Below are 21,278 nucleotides of genomic sequence, written 5' to 3' on the forward strand. Positions count from 1 at the left end.
TTTACCAAGAACCAGTTTGCACAGGTTTACGCGTGGATGGCTAAGAAAGGCTTTGTCGGTAAGGTTAACGCTTGATGAAGCAATAGGCTCCACGTCCTTGATGGGACATGCAAAGGAGACGGCAGTACCTTAAATATGCGCCAGGCTCCGCATTTTCCGCGACATCGGCTAGAAAGAGGACATGAGCAGCTTTTTTGAGAATGATTCGCCTTCGAACCTGACGGAGTATTCCGTCTCGGAACTATCGGGATCGATCAAGCGCACGGTCGAAAATGCGTTCGACCAGGTGCGCGTGCGCGGGGAAATCTCCGGCTATCGCGGGCCGCATTCCTCGGGCCATGCCTATTTCTCGCTGAAGGATGATCGCGCGCGTATCGACGCGGTGATCTGGAAAGGCACATTTTCCAAGCTGAAATTCCGCCCTGAAGAGGGAATGGAAGTCATTGCAACAGGCAAGGTGACGACTTTCCCGGGCTCATCGAAATACCAGATCGTCATCGAGACACTGGAGCCTGCCGGAGCAGGCGCCTTGATGGCATTGCTGGAGGAGCGCAAGCGCAAGCTCGGTGCCGAAGGTCTTTTTGATCCCGAGCGCAAGCGCCGGCTCCCCTTCTTGCCTGCCGTGATCGGCGTCGTGACGTCGCCGACCGGCGCCGTCATTCGAGATATCCTGCATCGCATCTCCGATCGTTTCCCCGTGCACGTCCTCGTCTGGCCGGTGAAGGTGCAGGGGGATGGCTCGGGCGACGAGGTGGCGAACGCCATTCGCGGTTTCAACGAGTTTGCGCCCGGCGGCCCGATCCCGCGCCCCGACGTGCTGATCGTCGCGCGCGGCGGGGGCAGTCTGGAGGATCTCTGGAGTTTTAACGACGAAGGCGTCGTCCGCGCTGCCGCTGGTAGTGATATCCCGTTGATCTCGGCCGTCGGCCATGAGACCGACTGGACCTTGATCGACTACGCAGCCGACGTGCGCGCTCCGACGCCGACGGGGGCTGCCGAAATGGCCGTGCCTGTTCGGGCCGAATTGGAGGCGCAACTCGCAAGCCTCGCAGCCCGGCTGCAGGGGGGGATGACGAGACAGATGGATCAACGGCGGCAGGCGGTTCGCGCGCTGCTGCGCGCCTTGCCTTCCCTCGACCAGATCCTGGCTCTGCCGCGCCGGCGCTTCGACGAGGCGGCCGCCGGCCTTGGCCGCGGGCTGGAGCTGAACACGCTCAACAAGCGCCGCTCCTTCGAGCGCACCGCTTCGCAGCTGCGGCCGGATATCCTGTCGAACCGGATCACCGAGCGCCGGCAGCAGTTGAGCGAGCGAATGACCCGCGCGGAGCGGACCATCGAGCGCATGCTCGACCGTTCTCGTGCCCGCATCGAACGGGCCGATGCCGTTTTTGCTACCTTGCCGTCACGCCTCGAAGCGCAGACGGGCAGGGCGCGTGATCGCCTCGGCAATCTCGTCCGTCACGCCGATACGGCCATCCGTCATCAGCTGACCCGCGCCCGCAGCGAGCTTTCGGCGCAGGAGCGCATTCTGCAGTCGCTCTCCTACAAGAATGTCTTGAAGCGCGGCTATGCCGTCGTGCGTGATGAGGATGATCGCCCGGTTTCGCTGGCGGCAGCACTTTCGACAGGTGCCGTGATCTCGATTGAGTTTGCGGATGGCCGTATCGGCGCGGTTACGGGTGAGGGCGAGGCATCGCCGACACCTCCTCCGGCCGGCGCTCCGCCTGCGAAGAAACGCAGCGCCAAGCCTGCCGATCCAGCTGCTCCGCCGAAGCAAGGAAGCCTCTTCTAATGCGCATCCTGCTGGTGCTGGCCCATCCTTTGGAAGACAGTTTTGCCGCGGCTGTGGCAAAGCTTGCACAGGAAACACTTGTCGCCGGCGGGCATCAAGTTGACCTCCTTGATCTCTATAGCGAGGGCTTCGATCCGCGTCTGTCCGAAACTGAGCGGCGCGGCTATTTCGATCAACCCTATGATACGTCCGATGTCGATAGCATCGTCGCGCGGCTGCGGGCGGCGGAAGGGCTGATCCTGGTCTTCCCGCAATGGTGGTTCAATTTCCCGGCCATTCTCAAGGGCTTCTTCGATCGCGCCTTCGCGCCCGGCGTTGCTTTCACGCATGATCCGGCCGGCGGGCGCATCGTGCCGCAGCTTACGAATATCCGCCTGTTCTGGGCGCTGACGACGACCGGCTCGCCCTGGTGGGTCGTGCATCTCTATATGGGCAATCCGGTGCGGCGGCTGTTGAAGCGCGGCATTGCCGCCTTCTGCGCCAAGCGACTGAATTTCCGCATGCTGGCGCTAAACGACATGGATCGCGTGACCGACGCCGGACGCAAGGCGCATCTCGCCCGCGTCAGGAAAGCGCTGGCGACGATCTGATCTCACGCTTCCAGCCAAAAAAGATGCCGCGGCAAGAATACCGCGACACGATAGCATTCGGCATATGCGAGCGTCCTTACGCCCACTCGCCCTTGCGCATGACAGGCACGCGCGAGCCATCGGCATTGATGCCGTCGATATCGACCTTATCGGAGCCGATCATCCAGTCGATGTGGATCAGGCTGGAGTTGCCGCCCTGCGCCTTGATCTGCTCCTGGCTGAGTGTGGCGCCGTCGATGAAGCACTTCGAATAGCACTGGCCGAGCGCGATGTGGCAGGAGGCGTTTTCATCGAACAGCGTGTTGTAGAACAGGATGCCGCTCGCCGAGATCGGTGAGGAATGCGGCACCAGCGCCACTTCGCCGAGCCGGCGGGCGCCTTCGTCGGTGTCGAGCACCTTGTTCAGCACTTCCTCGCCGCGCGTTGCCTTGGCCTCGATGATCCGGCCGCCTTCGAAGCGCACCTGGATGTTGTCGATCAGCGTGCCCTGATGCGAGAGCGGCTTCGTCGACGAGACATGGCCTTCGACGCGCAGCGCATGCGGCGTGGTGAAGACCTCTTCCGTCGGGATGTTCGGGTTGCAGGTGATGCCGTTCTTGGCGGTGGAAGCGCCGCCGTGCCATTCATGGCCATCGGCGAGGCCGACCGTCAGGTCGGTGCCCGGTCCCTGGAAGTGCAGGGCGGCGAAGCGCTGGCCGTTCATCCACGCCGAGCGCTTGTGCAGATTGGCATTGTGCTCCGCCCAGGCCGCGATCGGATCTTCGACATCGACGCGCGAAGCCGAGAAGATGGCCTTGGCGAGCTTGGCAACCGCGATCGCCTCCGGATCGTTCGGGAAAACCAGTTTTGCCCAAGACGGGTTCGGGTAGGAGACGATGTTCCAGTTGGTGTCGAAATTCGAGATCTTTTCGAGCGCCGGCTTGTAGGCGGCCGAGTTGGCGCGGTTGGCGCGCGCGACCTTGTTGGGGTCCTGATTGGACAGCAGCATCGGATTGTCGCCGGAAATGGCGAGGCGCGCCGTGTTGTTGGAGAAGGCCTTGGCCATGCCTTCATAGAGCCATGTCGCGGCGCGGTCGAAGCTCGCCTCTTGACCGTATTCGTAGCGGGCGAGCGTGGTCTCTTCGTCGGAATAGAAGGTCGAGACGAGGCCGGCACCGGCCTTGTAGGCCTCGCGCGTGATCAGCCGTACCAGCGGCATCGCAGCGACCGGCGCTGTTATCAGCAGATCCTGGCCTGCCTGCAGCTGCAACCCGACCCTTACTGCTACTTCCGCAAGCTTTTCCAGCTTGGCGTGATCGACGGGATGATGGTTGGGGGTAGCTGATGTCATGGCAGAACCTGCTTGGCTGATATCGAAAGAATGGTCTGAAGACTTAGACCGGTTTGCGGCGAAATTGAAGGCGCTTTGTCCGATCTTGCAGATCGTCAGGCAATCAGGGGCGCAGTCTTGGCTTTGAGAGCAGCCAACGCATCCTGAGGGCTGAGGCGCACCTGCAGCCCACGCTGGCCGCCGTTGATATAGACATAGGCCTCGGTCATCGCCTGCGCCTCGATCGCTGTGGGAACCATCTTCTTCTGGCCGAAGGGGCTGATGCCGCCGACATGATAGCCCGTCAGGCGCTCGGCATCGGCAGGCTTCATCATGCTGGCCGACTTGCCACCGAAGGCTGCGGCGAGCTTCTTCATGCTGACTTCGTGGTCGGAGGGCACGACGGCGCAGACCGGCTTGCCGTCCACCTCGGCCATCAGCGTCTTCAGTACGCGATGCGGCTCTTCGCCAAGCGCCTCTGCCGCCTGCAACCCGACACGCTCCGCATTCGGATCGTAGTCATAGGCATGGACCGTGAAGACGACTTTCGCCTGGGTCAGGACTTGCGTAGCGCGGGTCGTTTTTGACATGGGAACCGATATATCCAACAGCAGAGCTTCATTCGCGTTCCGAGTGAACGCGATCGAGCTTTTTGAGAATGTCCAGACCGCGAGCTTTGTCACCTTTGGCTGCCCTGAGCCGAAACCGTGTTTCGGCATCGAACTCCGTAAGTGCTTTTGTGGTCAGTTCTTCGAAAAGCTTATTGAGACTTGTCCCGCGGGAGGCGGCGAGAGCCTTCAGCCGTTCGTGCTGATCGTTTGGAAGGCGAATTGTCAGTGTGCTCATGTCAAAGCTTCCTCCGAATAAGGAACTCACCTGCTGTATGAATTTCCAACTGCGGAAAAAGCAATTCCGCTTGGGCGAAATCTCTCTTGTTTGCCGTTATCAGCGCCGAAGCGCCGCCACCAACCGCGAGTTCGACCAAATGATTGTCTCCTTCGTCGCGCAAGTTTGGACGCCATAAGTAATATATGGGAATCCACAAGCAGCTTGAAAGGAACGCATCGAGGAGAGCGGTGCGCTCTTCTTTTGAGATGAATCGATCATCGAAAAGGGTATCTCTTCCGCAAACATCTTCGTATTCGGCAAACAAAGCGTTGCTGATCAGCGGAACCAGGCGCTCTTCAAGACAGAGGCGGATCACCTGTCGCGGCGCTCCGTCAGCGTTCATGATCGCAGAAACGAAAATGTTCGTGTCAATGACAACCTTCATGAAGAAGTGATAGCATATATGCTATCAAATTCAAAGGTGCGGCAGCCTGTTAAACCTTACCGAATGCGGCCGCATAAATATCCGGCTTGAAGCCGATGAGCAGTTCGCCGTCCGCTTCCAGCACCGGGCGCTTGATCATCGAGGGCTGCGCCAGCATCAGCTGGATGGCTTTGTCTTTTGTCAGGTCCGTGCGGTCCGTTTCCGGCAGGGCCTTGAAGGTGGTGCCGGCGCGGTTGAGGACCACTTCCCAACCGGCGTCCTTCGTCCAGCGCTCCAGGTGATCCTGATCGATGCCAACGGCCTTGTAGTCGTGGAAATCATAGGCAATGCCATGGCTTTCGAGCCAGGTGCGGGCCTTCTTCATCGTGTCGCAGTTCTTGATGCCGTAAATGGTGATCGTCATGGCGAATCCGTCTTTTGCTGTCCGATAGGGCATAACACGCGAACAAAGGCGGATAAATGCCGCTCGGACGGGGAAGCAGTTCTCTCGCCCGTTGCAGTTGCCAGCAATAATCGCATAAATATGCAGCATGCATATTTATGGCGCGGGTTGGAGCATGGCGACGGACAAGGAAATATTGCGGCTGGAAAACCTCTTTGGCGCCATGGGTCTTGCTCTGGTGGACAAGATGGAAAAGGCCTTTGTCGATGAAACCGGCCTTGGCGCGAGCGCGACCGCCGCAATCGTGCAAATAGGGACCGAGCCGGGGCTGACGATCGAGACCCTACGCCGAATGATCGCGCTTTCCCATTCCGCCACGGTGCGCCTGGTCGATCAGCTGGTGGCGTCCGGTCTCGTGCTGCGTGCGGGCGGCGTTGAGGGTGACAAGCGTGCCCGCGCACTGCAATTGACGGAGAGCGGCCGCCTGCTCTTTGACAGAAGCCTCTCCGCCCGCCGGGCAGTCATCCATCGGGCTTTTGACGTGTTAGGCCCAGAGGAGAGGGGGCAGTTTGGCCACTTGGTCGAAAAGCTGCTGCCGGCCTTGGTCGATCTCGGCGATGACCAGGATGTGGTCTGCCGCGTTTGCGATCAGGGCGCCTGCGACCAGGATCGCTGCCCGATTGCCTTCATGACATAGGCCCGGGATAGGGGTCTTGACATCTTCATCATATATATGCACACTGCATACATATATTTCGAAGGACGGTAGTTGCTGCCTTCGATGATCTGAACATTGCCTGCATCAATTCGATCGGAGGCATGATCGCGATGGAAAATCGTTCAATTCTTGCCCGGCTAATGGGTATCTGTCGTGCTGCTCTTGCAAGCGCGCTATATCACATTGGTCGCTTAGGCATTCTTCTCAGGGAATCAGCGGCGATCGCCTTCACCATGCGCTGCAAGGTGATCGATCGCCGCTAGAGGAAATCAATCCTCAAGTGTTCCTGGTTTGCGGGCGACGGAGCTTGCTCTGTCCGAACCGATCTTCATAAGATCGCCGCGCCGGCGCACCAGCCGGTCCGATACGCGGGTGACGATCAAACCTGCCTGTGGCGCGCGGACGTCGATGGTCCCGTCCGGCATACCCGGGGCGGTGATGATCGTTGCCAGCAGATCACCTTCTTCAACGCGCTCGCCGATATTGCGATGGAAGAGCACTGTGCCCGCCTGCGGGGCACGGATCATCTCGACATTGTCGAGCGGCACGGCGGGGCCGTCGAATGCACCGAGCGCAACGCTGTCATCACGGACTGCGCCGCGCGCAGCCAGAAAGCGCCAGAGCCCTGCGGCATCTTCCTTTGCCATCTCGGGATAGACATCGCGCGTGCCGCGCAACTCGACCGTCACAGAGAGCTTGCCCGGCAGCCTTGCCTTCTTTTCCCCCGGCACTTCGTATTTCCAGGCGAAGCTGACGGCCTCCTCGAATGCCGAGCTTTCGCCGTCCGACAGCAGCACGGCATCCATCTTCAGCGCCGCAGCAAGATCGGCGGCTTCGGGCCAGAATGCCTCGTCGATATAGGCATATTGCAGGGATTCGTCATCGCAATGCAGATCGATCACCAGATCGGCACCGAGCGCCATATGGATCAGCTGGCGCTTCAGCCGGTCGACGGCGGGGTAGCGTTCCAGATTTTCGATGAGGAGATCGCGGTCGCGCAACGAGATCAGCGGAAATTCGCGGTTGAAGTTGGTGCGCGAGCCCAGGTCGAAGCGCCCTTGTATCTCGCCGAAATGCGATTGCGCCGCGCCGATCGGATTGGCATGCGGCACCACGACGATATCGCTGAGGATCGCGCCTTCGGCTTCCGCTTTCCGAAGCCGCTCGCAGAGGAAATGCACCAATGCAGTTCCCGGCAGTTCACCGGCGTGCAATGCAGCCTGAATGTAGATCTTCGGCGCGTCTGCCTTGCTGCCGGCAAAATGCAGGACGGGCAGCCGCCAGGCGATCCCCGGAGTGTCACCTTCGATGACGATTTCGGTGACGTTCATGGGCGGGCCTCCTGCTGATGATAATCAGAGACCCATATCAAGCCCCGCAGGCAGTCCGCAACCGTTTGTCGCCGCATGCCAGAATCAGGACCGGGGACAAACAGCGCCAAAACAGCTTTCAGCGGCTGCCATTCCTGCGCAGGCAGAAGCTTATGATCAGGCTGAGCAGGACCGCGCCGACGCCGAAGGAGAAGGGTGCGGCATAGCCGAGATGATCGGCGAACAGGCCGGCGATCGGGCCAGTCGAACCGAGCGACACGTCGAGAAAGATCGAATAAAGCCCGAGCGCCACGCCGCGGTTCTGCGGCGGGATGCGCTCCATGGCTTCGTTGCCAAGCGCGGGGAAGACGGGCGCGAAGCCGGCGCCGGCGAGAGCCGCGCCGATGATGGCAACGGTCGGAGATGGCGCAAAGGCAAGCGCAGCCAGGCCGACGATCTCGATGACAAGGGAAATGCGCACCAGCGGCAGGCCGCCGAAGCGGGCGACAGCTTGCGCAAGACCCAGGCGCACGCCCATGAAAGCGAGGCCGAAAGCGCTGAGCGCAAAGGAGGCGCCTTCCCAGCCGCGGCTATGGAAGAACAGCGCGACGAAGGCCATGACGACGCCGAAGCCGCTGGAGGCAAGCGCAAGCGCGACGCCGTATGGTGCAACGCGGCTCAGCACCTGGCCCGTGCCGATACCCTTTTCCTTTACGCCCGGAACCGGCGGCCGCGTTTGCGCCAGCATGAAGCCGGCAACCGCAAGGATGATGGTGACGACGCCGATGGCGAAGAAGCCGTATTGCCCCTGCAGCCAGGCGCCGAACGGGGCGGCGAGTGCAATGCCGCCGTAGGTGGCAATGCCGTTCCAGGAGATGATGCGGACTGTTTCGCGCGATCCCATCAGACCGATTGCCCAGGTGATTGCCGCCGTGCTCACCCAGCTCTCGCCGATGCCGAGCGCTAGCCGGCCGGCCAGCAGAAGAGCAAGGCTTGCTGCCGGCACTTGGATCGTAAAAGTGGAAGCGATGATGAGTGCGCCCGACAGACCGTAGGCGAGGAAACCCAGGAAGACCGAACGGCGCGGCCCGTATTGATCGCAGAGCCGGCCGACATGGGCGCGGCTGACGATGGTCGCCACATATTGCGTGCTGACGGCGATGCCGGCCCATATGACGCCGAAGCCGAGGCCGCTGTCGACATAGGTCGGCAAAACCGCAAGCGGCAATCCGATGGCAAGGTAGCCGAAGAATGTCAGCGCGACGATCGAGATGAGAGACAGGGTCGAAGCGGACCGGATGGTCTGGGAAGCAGTATTCACGGGATATCGCCTGCGGGCACCGGCAGCGGTGTCCATGCTGTTTGCCACGAAGGAAGCGGGATTCGTATCGGATAGCACTGACGGCGAAGGCCTGAAGGCCGTGCGTCGCCATGGGGTATGGCTATCAGGCAACGGCAGGCGAGGTCAACGAATTGCTGCCTTGCAGCAAAAGCCATTGACGGGATGAGTTGATTGTGCGTGGCAATCGCCCGTCGGGCGTGCCAGTGCCGTGACCCCCCTTCTCCTCGATGGGGGAAGGGGCGAGGGCATCACATCGTCAGTATGACGCTGGCCGTCGTTCGTCCTGCTTCAAGATCGGCATGGGCTCGGGCGGCATCCTTCAGCTCGTATTCCGCACCGATCGGGTTGACGAGCCCGGCCTGGAGCGCCGCCATCAGCGCCATGGCGCCTTGGCGGTAGAGTTCAGGATCGTTGGCGTAAGCCAATACGCTCGGGCGCGACAAGCCGATCACACGGGGCGCGGTCAGCTCCTCTATCTTGATCGGCGGAATGGGGCCGGCGACCTGTCCGAGGCTGGCGACCATGCCGAAGGGGCGCACCGCAGCAAGCGTCTGTGACAACATGGTCCCGCCGATCCCGTCGACGGCAAGATGTGCGCCACGGCCATCGGCAATGCGGCGCGTTTCCTCGACCCAATCCCCGGATGTATGCAGGAGAACCGCGTCCGCGCCTGCCTCATAAGCAATACCGGCCTTGGCTTCGGAGCCCACCGTAGCGATGACCTTCGCGCCGATCCCCTTGGCAAGACGCGTGACGAGTTGCCCGAGGCCGCCGGCTCCCGCATGCACCAGCACCCACTCGTCCGCCTTCACGGGGTAGGTCTTTTGCAGCACCATTTGCGCCGTTAACCCGCGCAGCATCGTGCTTCCGGCAACGCGCTCACTGACACCATCGGGTAATTTTACAAGGCGACTGACAGGCAGCGTGCGCACCTCGGCATAGCTGCCGATCGGATGGCCGATATAGGCGACACGGTCGCCGACCTTCAGATCGCCGACATCGGCGCCAAGCGCTTCGATAATGCCGGCACCCTCGAAACCGAGCACATTGTGGCCAGGTTGCAGCGGGTAAAGCCCGGAACGGACATAAATGTCGACGAAATTGACGCCGGAGATGCTTTGGCGGATTCGTGCCTGGCCTGGACCGGGTTCGGTAGCGGGAAGATCGACGGCTTTCAGGACTTCGGGGCCGCCGGGGCCGGCAATGGCAATCGCTAGGGGCATTGGGAAATCTCCTTTCGGACGATTTTTGACCATGAATCGCTGTGCGAATAAATTCGGTATGAACTCACCATATCTGTGCAATAATGCACCGATGATCGACTGGCAGGACCTTCACCATTTCACCGCTCTCGCTCGAACCGGCTCCCTCTCTGCGGCGGCGCGCGAGTTGGGTGTCGACCACGCAACGGTCGGCAGGCGCATTGCGGCGTTGGAACGTACGCTCGACCTGCGCCTCATCGATCGGCGGCCACGCACCTCACCCTTGACGGCCGATGGCCGCGCCATCGCCGAACTGGTCGCGGGTATGGAGGAAAATGTCGAGGCGATCAGACGTTATTCGAAAAGCGCTGTCTCCGGGCTTTCCGCTGCAGTCAAGATCAGCGCGCCGCCGTCGATCGCTGCCCATCTCCTGGCGCCGAAAGCCGCGCTGTTTCATACCCATCATCCGAACATCACGCTGACCATTGCCGGCATTGCACGCAGCGTCGCGCTCAATTCCGGCGAGGCGGACATCGCCGTACGCATGATCAGGCCGGAGGAAAGCGATCTCTTGGTCCGGCGTATCGGCGCCATGCGCTTCGGTCTCTATGCGATCCTGTCCGTGGCACAAAGGCCTGAGGAGGAGTGGGTCTTTATCGGTTACGATGCGGCAATGGAGCATCTGACCCAGCAGACCTGGCTTCGCAATCTGCTGGATGGTCGTCCGATCGTCTTCCGTGCCACCGATGTTTTCGGTCAGCTCGAGGCCGCTCGTGCCGGACTGGGGGTCGTGGCGCTTCCGAGATTTCTGGGCGATCGCGAGGCAGGATTGGTGCGCCTGCCGACGGAGATCCCATCACCGACGCGCGACCTCTGGCTCGTCACCTATCCCGATCTCCGTCGCTCGCCTGCCATCCGGGCGGTTATGGACTTCGTTGCTGATGTGGTCGGGCAAAGCTGCCCGTTGCGGGACGCCTCGAACAGCGCCCTATAAGTCCCGATTCCAACCCGTATTTTTCTGTTGCGGCCTCGTGGCGAATCTCTATCCATAGATGGATGAGCCACACTTACGGTCGGTGATCGATGACGAAGCTGGGCAGTTGGTTCGTGGCGGACAGGGCGGATCTGGTCGCGGGCATATCGGTTGCCGGACTGATGCTGCCGGAAGCGGTCGCTTACGCCGGGATCGCCGGTCTGCCGCCGCATCGTGCGATCCTCGCCGGCGTCGCTGGATGTCTCGTCTATGCCATATTCGGCCGCAGCCGCTTTGCCATCGTCTCCCCCACATCCTCATCCGCCGCCATTCTCGCCGCAACATTGGCCGTCGTGCCGGGCGATGCCACGATCAAGGCGGGGCTTGCCACGGTTGCCGTCGCGCTCGCCGGCATTCTCTTCGTCATCGCCGGTACCTTGCGCCTTGGCGGCATCACCGGGTTCATCTCGCGGCCGGTCCTGCGCGGCTTCGCGCTCGGATTGGCGATCACCATCATCCTGCATCAGCTGCCGATCCTCGTTGGTGTGCCTGTGCAAGGCTCGAATATCCTGGCCTACGCGGCTGCACTCTTCGGCGCGATCTTCCAGTGGAATCCGATCAGCGTCGCCGTCGGCGTGGTCGCGCTGGCGGCATTGTTGCTGCTGAGGCGATTGCCCGGCATTCCCGCCGCCTTCTTTGTGCTGGCCGCCGGCATATTCGCCTCCTATCTGTTCGGTCTGGAAGGCCATGGCGTCAAGCTGGTCGGCCCGATCGAGATCCTGCCGCAATGGCCCTCGCTCCCGGACGCCGGCTGGGCCGCTTATTCGCGGCTGGTGCAGTTCACCGTGCCTCTTGTCCTCATCCTCTTTGCTGAATCCTGGGGCACCATGCGTGCACTCGCCCTGCGTTATGGCGAGACGCTGGAGATCAATCGCGAGCTTGGTGCGCTGGGCGCTGCCAATATTGCCAGTGCTGTCGTTCAGGGCATGCCGGTCGGCGCGGGTTTTTCCGCAGGCTTCGCCAGTGAGGCGGCGGGGGCTAAGACGCGGGCGACGACCGTCTTTGCCGCCATCGGCCTGACAATCCTGATTGCCTGTGCCGGACCACTGGTGGCGCTTCTGCCGGAGCCGGTGCTGGCCGCTGTCGTGATCGCGGCTCTGACGCATGCGCTCGACCCCAGTCCTATCCTGCGGCTCCGCCGCCTGCATCGCGATTTCTACGTGGCATTGGGCGCCGCCATCGGCGTGCTCGCTTTCGGCGTCCTCAACGGCATGCTGCTGGCTATCGCCCTTTCGCTTGCCGCCATGATGCATCGCCTGGCATCCCCGTATATCGCCCGTTTGGGACGGCTCAACAACAGCCATGACTTCGTCGATGTCAGCAGACATGACGACGCCGCCGAGATACCGGGCATTGCCATCTGGCGCCCCGGCGAAACCCTGTTTTTCGGCAATGCCGATACGATCTTCGGCGAGATATTGTCCGGCAGCCGCAGTGAAGCCGGGTTGCGGGCAGCCATCCTCAGCCTGGAGGAGAGCTCCGATATCGACAGCACGGCGATGGACGCGTTGATGGAGTTCGACAGCGCGATGCAGCGAGCCGGCCTCCGTCTTCAGTTTGCCCGGGTGCACGACCGCGTTCGCGATCTCATGACGGTCGCCGGCATTGCCGACGTCGACAAGCGCTGCAGCTTCAGCGTCGATGATGCCGTCGCCGCGGTGATAGCTGAAGGGAAACCTCCAAAGGCGTGAGCGGCCGCTCAATCATGCAAAGTCCAATAGCAGAGATGATCGTGCTTGGCCTCTCCCTGCAGGCTGTTGATGAGGACGAAGTCTCTGGCGGTCCACCTCACAGGTTCCTCGAGCATGATGTCGGGAACGAGATGTCCCTGATAGAGCAGCGTCATATGCGGCTCGACGGCGCTCTCCTTGGCTGGCGCAATGCCCGTGAGCCGCATGGCATCGGCCAGTTCCTGATGGAGCGCCTTCAGTTCGGCATTCCCGTCCTTGCTCCAAAGGACAAGTGGGCGGTTGTCGCCCTTGCCGAAGCTGACTGCTCGATCGAAGACGACGGGAAAGGGCGGCTTCCTCACCCGAGAGGCAGCTTCCATCGCCGCAAATGCCACTTCCTCGGGCAAGCAGCGAAACGAGCCGATCGGGTAGAGCGTCACATGAAAGAGATCGGCCCGACGCGGCTTCGTGGAAAAGCGGTGCTGCCGGCGAAGATGTCCTGCAAGCGCATGACTGCGTGCGGCAATTGCCGCATCGGGCAGGAGGGCGAAATAGAATTCATTGATCGGCCCTTGATCGATTGGCGGCGGTGTTCTCGTATGCGCTCCGCCCGCAAGATAGAGCGAAAGCTGCCCATTGTTCTTCATGGTCACTGCAAAGCTGTATCGCTTTGTCCTCCTGCTTTTTGACCGCAAAACGATAGGATAAAGCAGTTGCTAATTCAAGAACAAAACTAGAACAAATCTTGGAGGCTTTCCGTTGCAAGCGTTACCAAAAAAGCGATCGAATAAAAGGACGGCCTGATCTGTTCATTCCAGGTTCGGGCCTGCGTGCCCAATCCCACCCAAAGGAATCACGATCATGTTCACCAGATCAGTCTTTGCAGCCGTTGCTTTCGCTCTCATCGGCTTTGGTATTGCTTCTTGCTCCACCTCGGGAGATCACAATTCTGGTGGCGGCATGACGCTGAACGCTCCTCCCACCGGTGGCGGATATTGATATCCATGTTCGCGAATCCCTGAAGGCCCTTTAGACCGTTATCAAAACGGTGGTAATTCTCGTTGCCTGCAAGAATCGGGTTGAATTCGGCGCTCCCGAGGACGATTTTCATGACAAGTGGAAACACGGGAGGTTTCGTCATGAACGAGACAAGCCAGAATTACCTGATCTTCGAAACCGCCGGCGGCTTCTGCGGTATCGCCTGGAACGAGGTCGGCGTGCTGCGCTTTCAATTGCCGACAAGGGATGCGGGCGCGACCGAGCGCCTGCTTCTGCGCCGTCTGCCGAATGCGCAGCCCGGGACCCCAAGCGCGGACATCGCTGCAGTGGTTGCCAAGGTGAAGCGCTATTTCGCGGGCGAGGAGATCGACTTTTCCGACGTCACGCTCGATCTCGGCGAGCAGAACGCCTTCTTCAGGCAGATCTACGATGCCGCCCGCCAGGTCGGCTGGGGCCATACGACGACCTACGGCACATTGGCCAAGCAGCTCGGCGTAGGGCCGGAAGCTGCGCGCGATGTCGGGCAGGCCATGGCGAAGAACCCGGTGGCGCTGATCATTCCCTGCCATCGCGTTCTGGCGGCAGGCGGCAAGATCGGCGGCTTTTCCGCGCCGGGCGGTTCCAACTCCAAGGCTCGTATGCTGGAGCTGGAAGGCGTTCAGCTCGCGCCGTCAAAACCGGTACAGCAATCGCTCGGGTTTTAGGCCACGAAGCGGCCCGAGGAGTAAGCAAGATGGACCGAGAGGGCGGTTACTGAGTGAAACCGCTCTCCTGTTCAATCGCCAATTTTACCTCGCGATAGTGCTCTGTCAGCTTCGCCAGATCGAAGGCCCGGTTGAGGCCGCTCGGGTTCGGCAGTACCCAAATCGAAGCGCCCCCAAATTTTTCCGCTTGCCGCCCCCATTCGACATCGGCCCGGAGGCTGATGGCGGCATAGGCCGCTTTGCCGAGAAACGCCAGATTAGCCGGCGCCAACTTCCTGATCTTTTCTTCGAGCACTGGAGCGGCGGCAATGTAATCGCTCCTTTTCAGCTCGCTGGCGCTTTTCGTCGGGCGGGAAACCGCCGATGTCAGGCCAAGGCCATATTGCAGCATCTCGCGCTCTTCCTCCGCGCGCAGCAGGCGAGGGATGAAGCCGGCAAGGTGCAGGACCCGCCAGAAGCGGTTGCTGCGGTTCGAGAAGTTATGTCCGTCGCGATGTGCGGTAAGCGCAGGGTTCAATCCGCAGAAGATTACCGAGAGGTCCGGTGCCAGGATTTCGGCAAGCCCGCTTGCTTGCTCCGGTACGTCTGTCGGCTCATTCAGGGTCTTCGTTGGGGCATCATCCTGCATCTCGGATTTCTCGCGAAAGCGGCGGCAAGCGCGCCGCCTTCGTCACGCTAGCCGATAAGCGACCGGCCGGCCAAGGGATAAGAGGCCTGATCTGCCCCTGCCTGCCTGAATCCTGCCGGCCTTCACGCATCACACAACAGTGGGCGGGCCGAACCACGTGGTCAGCGCCTCCGGAAGCCCCAACTGGGTCTCCTCTCCAACCCAGGCCACATATCCGTCCGGCCGTATCAATACCGCAGTGGGTGCGTCAACCGCGCCGATCGCCGGAAGTTCCCATGGTCCGGCATATTGGGCGTCAATCGATTGCACCTGATCCGCCCAAGGGGCGATATCGAAGCTCTCAGGCTCGCCGAGATTGAGCAGCGCAGGCTGGCCTCCGTGCAGCAGGTCGAAGAGCCGCATCCGGCCCCGGGCGGTGGTGAGGTCAAGATCGGGCATGCGGCGGCCGAGCAGCGGTTGCCCCTCGCCGAGATCGTAGTGAATATCCAGGCCGGACATCATCGCGGCGTAGCGCCGGCGCGGCTCGTCCATGGCGAGGCATTCGGCCATCGTCTCACGGAGGATCTGCGTGCGTTCGTCGGGGCGGCGTAGCGCGACCGAGACCAGGATATTGCGCAGCACACGGGCGGCGATCGGATGGCGCTCGGCGTGATAGGTATCGAGCAGGCTTTCCGGCGATATGCCCTTGATCACCTGGGCCAGTTTCCATCCGAGGTTTACGGCATCTTGCACACCAATATTTAAGCCCTGTCCGCCATCCGGGGGATGGACATGCGCGGCGTCCCCGGCGAGAAGCACGCGGCCCTTGCGATAGGATGCCGCCTGTCGCGCCGCATCCGTGAATCTCGAAATCCAGCGGGGGGTATGGGCACCATAATCGGTGCCATAGACGGCGATAAGAGCCTCGCGGAGATCGCTGAAGCTCGGCTCGCTCGAGGTATTCACCTGCCGCTCCGTCAGCATCACGCCGATCGGTCCTGTCTCAGGATGGATGACCTTCCCGTCGCGGATTTCGTATTCGAACCTGCCGAGGGAATGCATGCCAAGCGCATCGTGACGAATGCCCAACTCCGGCTCCTCGGTCATGTCCACCTCGGCGATCAGATTGCTGACGGTCGCATCCCATCCGGGAAAATCGATGCGGGCTGCCTTGCGGATCAGGCTGCGCCCGCCATCGCATCCGACCAGATAGTCCGCTCGCAGCGTCGTCCCATTGGACAAATGGACATCGACGCCGCTGGCGTCCTGCGCGAAGCCGGTAACCTCCATGCCGTAGTGGATTGGCACGTTGAATTCGCCGACCCAGTCGGCAAGGATGCGCTCTATATGTTTCTGGCGCAGCCCCAGACCGTAATTATGCCTGGTGGGGAAGTCGCTGATATCGAGGCGCACCGAGGCGAAGCTTGCCACCTGCGCTATATGTCCTTGTGAAAGGAACCGGCCGGCAATGCCGCGCTGGTCGAAAATTTCGATGGTGCGCGCATGCAGACCGCCGGCGCGCCAGCCGACAAGCTCCTGATTGGCACGCCGCTCGATGATCGCGACGTCTATGTCCGCCAAGGCCAATTCGCCCGCCAGCATCAGCCCTGTCGGACCGGCGCCGGCGATAACCACCGCATGTTTCGTAACAGGCATAGTCATGTCCATGCTCCCGCTTTTTCGGTTTGCATCGGCATTTGTAAGGGAGGAGCCGGGTCTTGACGCAAGTCCCTTGTGCGCCACATATGTAGACTAGAGAGAGCGAATACCTGCTCTCGTGGTCGAATATCGACCTGCGAAATCCTTCGCGAAACGCCTGTCTCCCCATCCAATAAGATATTTGATCCGCGCCCTAACGCGTTGTTATTGTGCACTTTGGAACCAAAGGTCGTGCGAGATCGTTTGTCTTTGACATTATACGACGCTGACGTCGTGCCCGGCCGGCTGGGTAAGCGGCGCATTTGAGGAGCAGCTCATCATGAATATTTCATCTGGATTTCGGTCGGTCGCGGTTGCCGCCATCGCCGCTGCAGGAATTGGCTTCGCCAGCGCGGCACACGCCGATAGCGGCACCGTCCGCTTCTCCGTCTATAAGGCGGCTTTCTTCGTCGGCGGCTCCGGGGGCGAGGGCACGCTGACCTTCCATGGTCGCAAATATCCCATCTCGATCGGCGGCATCTCGGGCGGGCTCGCCTTCGGTGCCTCCAAGACCTATTTCCAGGGCACTGTGCGCAATATCCGCCGCGCCCGGGATGTGGCCGGCGTCTATGGCGCCGCAGGCGGCGGCGGCGCGGTGGGCAAGGGCGCTCAGGTGATCGTCATGACCAATGACAAGGGCGCCAAGCTCGAACTTACGGGCAGGCAGGTCGGCCTGCAGGTCAATGCCGATATCAGCGGCCTGAGCGTCACAATGAAATAAGAGCGCGTTCAGCTCTCATAATCATTGCCCGGAGGCCTGATCTGCAGAAATAGCGATCAGGCCTTCGTTGCGAAGCAAGCTACTCCATGCGAAGTCGATCCCCTTTCCGGACCCACTTTGGGCAGCTGAGGTGGGTTTCACAGCGAACGAAGAAAGTACCGCCGCTAACGTCGGCCCTCACTTGCTGAACGTCTTCCCAAAGAGGCCCCGGAGGTGCATTATCTATGGAAAGCCCGCGGGTCTTAGGAATCTGCGCTCTCAGACCAGCATCGACTGTTGGGCGAAGATGCCCGCCATCGCGCCTTGCCATGATGCCGTGGTGACCGAGGGGATCATGGGGTTGGTGAGGTCCCCCGCGGCGTAGATGCCGGGCATGCTGGTTTCACGGCGGTCATCGACCTTGAGGATGATGCCGAGGGGTGTGCCGACCGTGGTGAGGCCCAATGGTTCATGCAGGCTTGCGGACGGCTTGTTGCGCGGATGCGCGAACAGGATGTCGACCGCGACATTGGGGCCGGTATCGAGCTTGACGGTGGCATTATGGCCCCCATGACGGGCGATCTCAGTGATCCGACCATCGACGACAGGGGTGTTGCGACGCTCCAGATCGGCCCGGATATCGGGCGGAATGTCGTGACCATCGGCGAAGACCGTCAACCTGTCGGTCCAGTCGTGGAACAGCCTGACCTGATTATGGGACTGCGGGCCGGACCAGACGAGGCCCCAATGCTGGCCGGCGACTTCAAAGCCGTCGCAATAGGGACAGGGCACGATGGACGTGCCCCAGCTTTCGGCAAAGCCCGGAACAGCAGGCATCTGGTCGGTGATGCCATAGCTCAGGATCAGGCGGCGTGCCCCAAGGCTTTCGCCATCGCCGGTGAGGACGGAGAAATCGTCGATGGTGCCGGAGACCCCGTCGGCCCGGGCATTGACCAGCCTGATCGTGGGATAGCGCGCCAGTTGCTGCCGCGCCTCGGTCAAGATGTCCAGTGGCGGCTTGTGATCGTGGCCGAGCATACCATGCGAGCGGCTGGCGAAGCGGTTGCGCGGCAGGCCGGTATCGAGAACGGTGACCTTGCGGCGCGCACGGCCGAGCTGAAGGGCGGCGGCTAGGCCGGCAAAGCTGCCGCCGATGATGATGACGTCATCCATGGTGATGGGCTCCGTGCTGTGGATGGAGGGAGTTCGGTTGGGCCTGACGCGCAATATCGTCCAGCGATACGCGCTCGAGACGGGCAGCGAACAGGGCTTCGGCATCGGCGAGAAAGTCGCCCATCACTGTGTTGACCGACCAGATGATGCCGCATTCGATATCGGCGGGCAGCGCGGATTTGGGGGACATGGTTGAAACCTACCTAATGGCTTGCATATTTTCGATACTGTATGGTATCGTAATTCAGGAATAACGATACTGTCAAGGACTGGAATTGTCGTGAGCGAAAATAATCAGGCCCGGCGCGGCCGGCCCGCCAACGAGGCGCTTGGCCAAACCATAGTCGACGCCGCGGGCGAACTTTTTGCGGAACTGGGTTTTCAGGCGACCACATTGGACAAGGTCGCCCAGCGAGCGAAGATATCCAAGCTTAGCATCTACAGGCACTTCGAGAACAAGGAGGCGCTGTTTGGTGCGGCGTTTGCGGCCCGCTGCCAGCAGTTATTACCACAGGCCCTTTTTGAAGGCGTCGACGGTTCGGCCGAAGATCAGCTCATGGCGGTGGGATCATCGCTGCTTCGCACGCTGTTGCGCCCGGACGTCAGCAATGTCGAAGCCATGGTCATGGCCGACATGACGAGTCAAAAGTCATTGAGCAAGCTCCATTACGAAGCCGGCCCCGCCCATATCATCGCCCAGATCGAGGCCCTGTTGCGTCAGTTGCATGCGAAGGCGGTTCTGAACGTTCCCGATCCTCTCCGCTCCGCCCGCCTGTTTGCTGCGCTTTTCAAAGGATCCGATCTCCTAGTTATCGCACGCTTCGATCAGGCGAGAGCAGAGGACGACAACGAAATCGAATCCTATTGCCGGTCGGCTGTCGCCATGTTCGTCGCCGCGCACGGTGGTAACGACCACGCGGGCGGATAGCCTAGACGGGCCGCGAAGGACGATGGCGAGCAACCAACAACACCCGCTTTTTGGGGCGACGCCATTCAAGCGCCGCTCAAATGGACGAAACAGGCACGGCAGCCAAAATTGGCGCTTAGCACTTAGACCGCGCGATCAACACCGCTCCCCCTCACTCCCACTCGATCGTGCCGGGCGGCTTCGAGGTGACGTCGTAGACCACGCGGTTGATGCCGCGGACTTCGTTGATGATGCGGGTCGCGGCGCGGCCGAGGAATTCCATGTCGTAGTGATAGAAATCCGCCGTCATGCCGTCGACGGAGGTGACGGCGCGCAGCGCGCAGACGAATTCATAGGTGCGGCCATCGCCCATGACGCCGACGGTCTGAACTGGCAGCAGCACGGCGAATGCCTGCCAGATGGCGTCGTAGAGGCCGGCCTTGCGGATTTCATCGAGATAGATCGCGTCGGCTTCGCGCAGGATTTCCAGCTTCTCGCGGGTGATGCCGCCGGGGCAGCGGATGGCGAGGCCGGGGCCAGGGAAGGGGTGGCGGCCGATGAAGCTGTCGGGCAGGCCGAGCTCCTTGCCGAGTGCGCGCACTTCATCCTTGAAAAGTTCGCGCAGCGGCTCGACGAGCTGCATCTTCATGCGCTCCGGCAGGCCGCCGACATTGTGGTGTGACTTGATGGTGACCGAAGGGCCGCCGGTGAAGGAAACGCTCTCGATGACATCAGGATAAAGCGTGCCCTGGCCGAGGAAATCGGCGCCGCCGAGCTTCTTGGCTTCATCATCGAAGGTTTCGATGAAGAGCCGGCCGATGATCTTGCGCTTGGTCTCGGGGTCGGAAACACCTTCGAGCTCGCCGATGAAGCGGTCGGAGGCATCGACATGGATCAGATGCAGATTGTAGTGCTCGCGGAACATGGCGACGACGTTTGCCGCCTCGTCCTTGCGCATCAGGCCGTGGTCGACGAGGATGCAGGTCAGCTGATCGCCGACCGCCTCGTGGATCAAAAGCGCGGCGACGGAGGAATCGACGCCGCCTGACAGCGCGCAGATAACGCGCTTGTCACCCACCTGATCGCGGATCGCCTGAACTGCCTTGGCGCGATAGGCCGACATCGACCAGTCGCCCTTGATGCCGGCGATGTTGTGGATGAAGTTGCCGATCAGCTTGGCGCCATCGGGCGTATGCACGACTTCCGGATGAAACTGCACGCCATAATATCTACGCTTCTCGTCGGCGATGAAGGCATAAGGCGCGTTCGAAGACGTGGCGACCACTTCGAAGCCTTCGGGCAGCATGGTGACGCGGTCGCCATGGCTCATCCAGACCTGATGGCGCGAACCGTTCGACCACAGACCTTCGAAGAGGGCGCAATCCTTGTCGACTTCCAGGAAGGCGCGGCCGAATTCACGGTGGTGGCCGCTCTCGACCTTGCCGCCGAGCTGCATGCACATGGTCTGCTGGCCATAGCAGATACCGAAGACCGGGATGCCGCTGTCGAAGATGATCTGCGGCGCCCGCGGCGAGCCTTCGTCCACGGTCGAGGCCGGACTGCCGGAGAGGATCACGGCCTTCGGCTGCAGCCGCTTGAAGCCGGCTTCGGCGGATTGGAAGGGGACGATTTCGCAGTAGACGCCCGCTTCGCGCACGCGCCGTGCGATGAGCTGCGTCACCTGGCTGCCAAAATCGACGATGAGAACGGTATCTGGATGTGCTGTCTGGGTCATGGCGAGCCTTTAATGAAAAGCGCTTTCCCTGGCAATCGGGCAAATCACGCAAACGGCGATTTTATTGTCCCGATTGTCCTACATTCTCTGTCTTCTTCGCAATTCCGGACGGAACCGCCACGCACTTTTCCTGG

The 21,278-nt window shown here is 61.3% G+C and carries 24 protein-coding genes; 10 read left to right on the forward strand and 14 right to left on the reverse strand.

From position 1 onward, the window contains the following. The first annotated feature begins 181 nt into the window (after positions 1–181). Positions 182–1,792 carry an exodeoxyribonuclease VII large subunit gene (gene xseA / locus RTCIAT899_RS01740; protein WP_015338499.1) on the forward strand — a complete coding sequence of 537 codons (1,611 nt, stop codon included), beginning with the start codon at positions 182–184 and terminating at the stop codon, positions 1,790–1,792. Further along, positions 1,792–2,382: an NAD(P)H-dependent oxidoreductase gene (locus tag RTCIAT899_RS01745; protein ID WP_015338500.1), complete on the forward strand. Its 591-nt coding sequence runs from the start codon at positions 1,792–1,794 to the stop codon at positions 2,380–2,382. The genes xseA and RTCIAT899_RS01745 overlap by 1 nt, the downstream gene beginning before the upstream one ends. 76 nt (positions 2,383–2,458) lie before the next feature. Here the strand turns inward: RTCIAT899_RS01745 and RTCIAT899_RS01750 are convergent, their stop codons facing one another. The 5 genes from RTCIAT899_RS01750 to RTCIAT899_RS01770 form a co-directional block, all read right to left on the reverse strand. Then, a complete protein-coding gene (locus RTCIAT899_RS01750; protein WP_015338501.1) occupies positions 2,459–3,712 on the reverse strand; it encodes an aminopeptidase in 1,254 nt (417 codons plus the stop codon). Positions 3,713–3,807: 95 nt separating this feature from the next. Then, positions 3,808–4,281 carry a Cys-tRNA(Pro) deacylase gene (gene ybaK, locus RTCIAT899_RS01755; RefSeq protein WP_015338502.1) on the reverse strand — a complete coding sequence of 158 codons (474 nt, stop codon included), beginning with the start codon at positions 4,279–4,281 and terminating at the stop codon, positions 3,808–3,810. A gap of 28 nt (positions 4,282–4,309) precedes the next feature. Beyond that, the gene (locus RTCIAT899_RS01760; RefSeq protein WP_015338503.1) at positions 4,310–4,537 is read right to left on the reverse strand and encodes a toxin-antitoxin system HicB family antitoxin; all 228 of its coding nucleotides are present in this window, start codon (positions 4,535–4,537) and stop codon (positions 4,310–4,312) included. A gap of 1 nt (position 4,538) precedes the next feature. After that, positions 4,539–4,964 carry a putative toxin-antitoxin system toxin component, PIN family gene (locus RTCIAT899_RS01765; RefSeq protein WP_041677170.1) on the reverse strand — a complete coding sequence of 142 codons (426 nt, stop codon included), beginning with the start codon at positions 4,962–4,964 and terminating at the stop codon, positions 4,539–4,541. A gap of 49 nt (positions 4,965–5,013) precedes the next feature. Further along, complete coding sequence (locus RTCIAT899_RS01770; RefSeq protein ID WP_015338505.1) at positions 5,014–5,367, reverse strand: ArsC family reductase; 354 nt, start codon at positions 5,365–5,367, stop codon at positions 5,014–5,016. 154 nt (positions 5,368–5,521) lie between these two features. Here RTCIAT899_RS01770 and RTCIAT899_RS01775 point away from each other — a divergent pair, with 154 nt between their 5' ends. Next, complete coding sequence (locus RTCIAT899_RS01775; RefSeq protein WP_041677778.1) at positions 5,522–6,043, forward strand: MarR family winged helix-turn-helix transcriptional regulator; 522 nt, start codon at positions 5,522–5,524, stop codon at positions 6,041–6,043. Positions 6,044–6,165: 122 nt separating this feature from the next. Beyond that, positions 6,166–6,327, forward strand: a complete 162-nt coding sequence (locus tag RTCIAT899_RS33460) for a hypothetical protein (RefSeq protein WP_154660791.1) — start codon at positions 6,166–6,168, stop codon at positions 6,325–6,327. A gap of 6 nt (positions 6,328–6,333) precedes the next feature. On the opposite strand, the gene RTCIAT899_RS01780 is transcribed toward RTCIAT899_RS33460, so the two are convergent. From RTCIAT899_RS01780 to RTCIAT899_RS01790, 3 genes are all read right to left on the reverse strand, one after another. Further along, positions 6,334–7,395, reverse strand: a complete 1,062-nt coding sequence (locus RTCIAT899_RS01780; protein WP_015338508.1) for a M14 family metallopeptidase — start codon at positions 7,393–7,395, stop codon at positions 6,334–6,336. A gap of 118 nt (positions 7,396–7,513) precedes the next feature. Next, positions 7,514–8,695, reverse strand: a complete 1,182-nt coding sequence (locus RTCIAT899_RS01785; RefSeq protein ID WP_041677779.1) for an MFS transporter — start codon at positions 8,693–8,695, stop codon at positions 7,514–7,516. A 269-nt stretch (positions 8,696–8,964) separates the two neighbouring features. Then, entirely contained in the window at positions 8,965–9,939 is a 975-nt protein-coding gene (locus RTCIAT899_RS01790; RefSeq protein ID WP_015338510.1) for a quinone oxidoreductase family protein, read from the reverse strand. Between the two features lie 91 nt (positions 9,940–10,030). Between RTCIAT899_RS01790 and RTCIAT899_RS01795 the strand changes: the two genes are divergently transcribed. After that, positions 10,031–10,912 (forward strand): LysR family transcriptional regulator, encoded by an 882-nt coding sequence (locus tag RTCIAT899_RS01795; RefSeq protein WP_015338511.1) that lies wholly within the window; start codon positions 10,031–10,033, stop codon positions 10,910–10,912. Between the two features lie 89 nt (positions 10,913–11,001). Next, a complete protein-coding gene (locus tag RTCIAT899_RS01800; protein WP_015338512.1) occupies positions 11,002–12,642 on the forward strand; it encodes a SulP family inorganic anion transporter in 1,641 nt (546 codons plus the stop codon). Between the two features lie 8 nt (positions 12,643–12,650). Here RTCIAT899_RS01800 and RTCIAT899_RS01805 read toward each other — a convergent pair whose 3' ends face one another. Continuing rightward, positions 12,651–13,268 carry a 2'-5' RNA ligase family protein gene (locus tag RTCIAT899_RS01805; protein WP_015338513.1) on the reverse strand — a complete coding sequence of 206 codons (618 nt, stop codon included), beginning with the start codon at positions 13,266–13,268 and terminating at the stop codon, positions 12,651–12,653. A 214-nt stretch (positions 13,269–13,482) separates the two neighbouring features. Here RTCIAT899_RS01805 and RTCIAT899_RS33465 point away from each other — a divergent pair, with 214 nt between their 5' ends. Together RTCIAT899_RS33465 and RTCIAT899_RS01815 are read left to right on the forward strand one after the other, a co-directional pair. Then, on the forward strand, positions 13,483–13,620 hold the full coding sequence (locus tag RTCIAT899_RS33465) for a hypothetical protein (RefSeq protein ID WP_154660792.1): 138 nt from the start codon (positions 13,483–13,485) through the stop codon (positions 13,618–13,620). A gap of 140 nt (positions 13,621–13,760) precedes the next feature. Continuing rightward, the gene (locus RTCIAT899_RS01815) at positions 13,761–14,324 is read left to right on the forward strand and encodes a methylated-DNA--[protein]-cysteine S-methyltransferase (RefSeq protein WP_015338514.1); all 564 of its coding nucleotides are present in this window, start codon (positions 13,761–13,763) and stop codon (positions 14,322–14,324) included. A gap of 46 nt (positions 14,325–14,370) precedes the next feature. Here RTCIAT899_RS01815 and mug read toward each other — a convergent pair whose 3' ends face one another. Next, on the reverse strand, positions 14,371–14,952 hold the full coding sequence (gene mug, locus RTCIAT899_RS01820; RefSeq protein ID WP_015338515.1) for a G/U mismatch-specific DNA glycosylase: 582 nt from the start codon (positions 14,950–14,952) through the stop codon (positions 14,371–14,373). 129 nt (positions 14,953–15,081) lie between these two features. Beyond that, on the reverse strand, positions 15,082–16,593 hold the full coding sequence (locus RTCIAT899_RS01825) for an FAD-dependent monooxygenase (RefSeq protein WP_244441433.1): 1,512 nt from the start codon (positions 16,591–16,593) through the stop codon (positions 15,082–15,084). A 316-nt stretch (positions 16,594–16,909) separates the two neighbouring features. Between RTCIAT899_RS01825 and RTCIAT899_RS01830 the strand changes: the two genes are divergently transcribed. Beyond that, positions 16,910–17,350 (forward strand): lipid-binding SYLF domain-containing protein, encoded by a 441-nt coding sequence (locus RTCIAT899_RS01830; protein WP_015338517.1) that lies wholly within the window; start codon positions 16,910–16,912, stop codon positions 17,348–17,350. A gap of 258 nt (positions 17,351–17,608) precedes the next feature. On the opposite strand, the gene RTCIAT899_RS01835 is transcribed toward RTCIAT899_RS01830, so the two are convergent. Together RTCIAT899_RS01835 and RTCIAT899_RS32945 are read right to left on the reverse strand one after the other, a co-directional pair. Then, positions 17,609–18,502 (reverse strand): NAD(P)/FAD-dependent oxidoreductase, encoded by an 894-nt coding sequence (locus tag RTCIAT899_RS01835; protein ID WP_015338518.1) that lies wholly within the window; start codon positions 18,500–18,502, stop codon positions 17,609–17,611. Then, positions 18,495–18,692: a hypothetical protein gene (locus RTCIAT899_RS32945; RefSeq protein ID WP_041677174.1), complete on the reverse strand. Its 198-nt coding sequence runs from the start codon at positions 18,690–18,692 to the stop codon at positions 18,495–18,497. Before RTCIAT899_RS32945 ends, RTCIAT899_RS01835 begins: the two co-directional genes overlap by 8 nt. Positions 18,693–18,782: 90 nt before the next feature. Between RTCIAT899_RS32945 and RTCIAT899_RS01845 the strand changes: the two genes are divergently transcribed. Next, positions 18,783–19,430 carry a TetR/AcrR family transcriptional regulator gene (locus RTCIAT899_RS01845; RefSeq protein WP_015338520.1) on the forward strand — a complete coding sequence of 216 codons (648 nt, stop codon included), beginning with the start codon at positions 18,783–18,785 and terminating at the stop codon, positions 19,428–19,430. A 151-nt stretch (positions 19,431–19,581) separates the two neighbouring features. Here the strand turns inward: RTCIAT899_RS01845 and guaA are convergent, their stop codons facing one another. Continuing rightward, entirely contained in the window at positions 19,582–21,144 is a 1,563-nt protein-coding gene (gene guaA / locus RTCIAT899_RS01850) for a glutamine-hydrolyzing GMP synthase (protein WP_015338521.1), read from the reverse strand. Positions 21,145–21,278 lie beyond the last annotated feature (134 nt).

The sequence above is a fragment of the Rhizobium tropici CIAT 899 genome, from assembly GCF_000330885.1.
Lineage (GTDB): Bacteria > Pseudomonadota > Alphaproteobacteria > Rhizobiales > Rhizobiaceae > Rhizobium > Rhizobium tropici.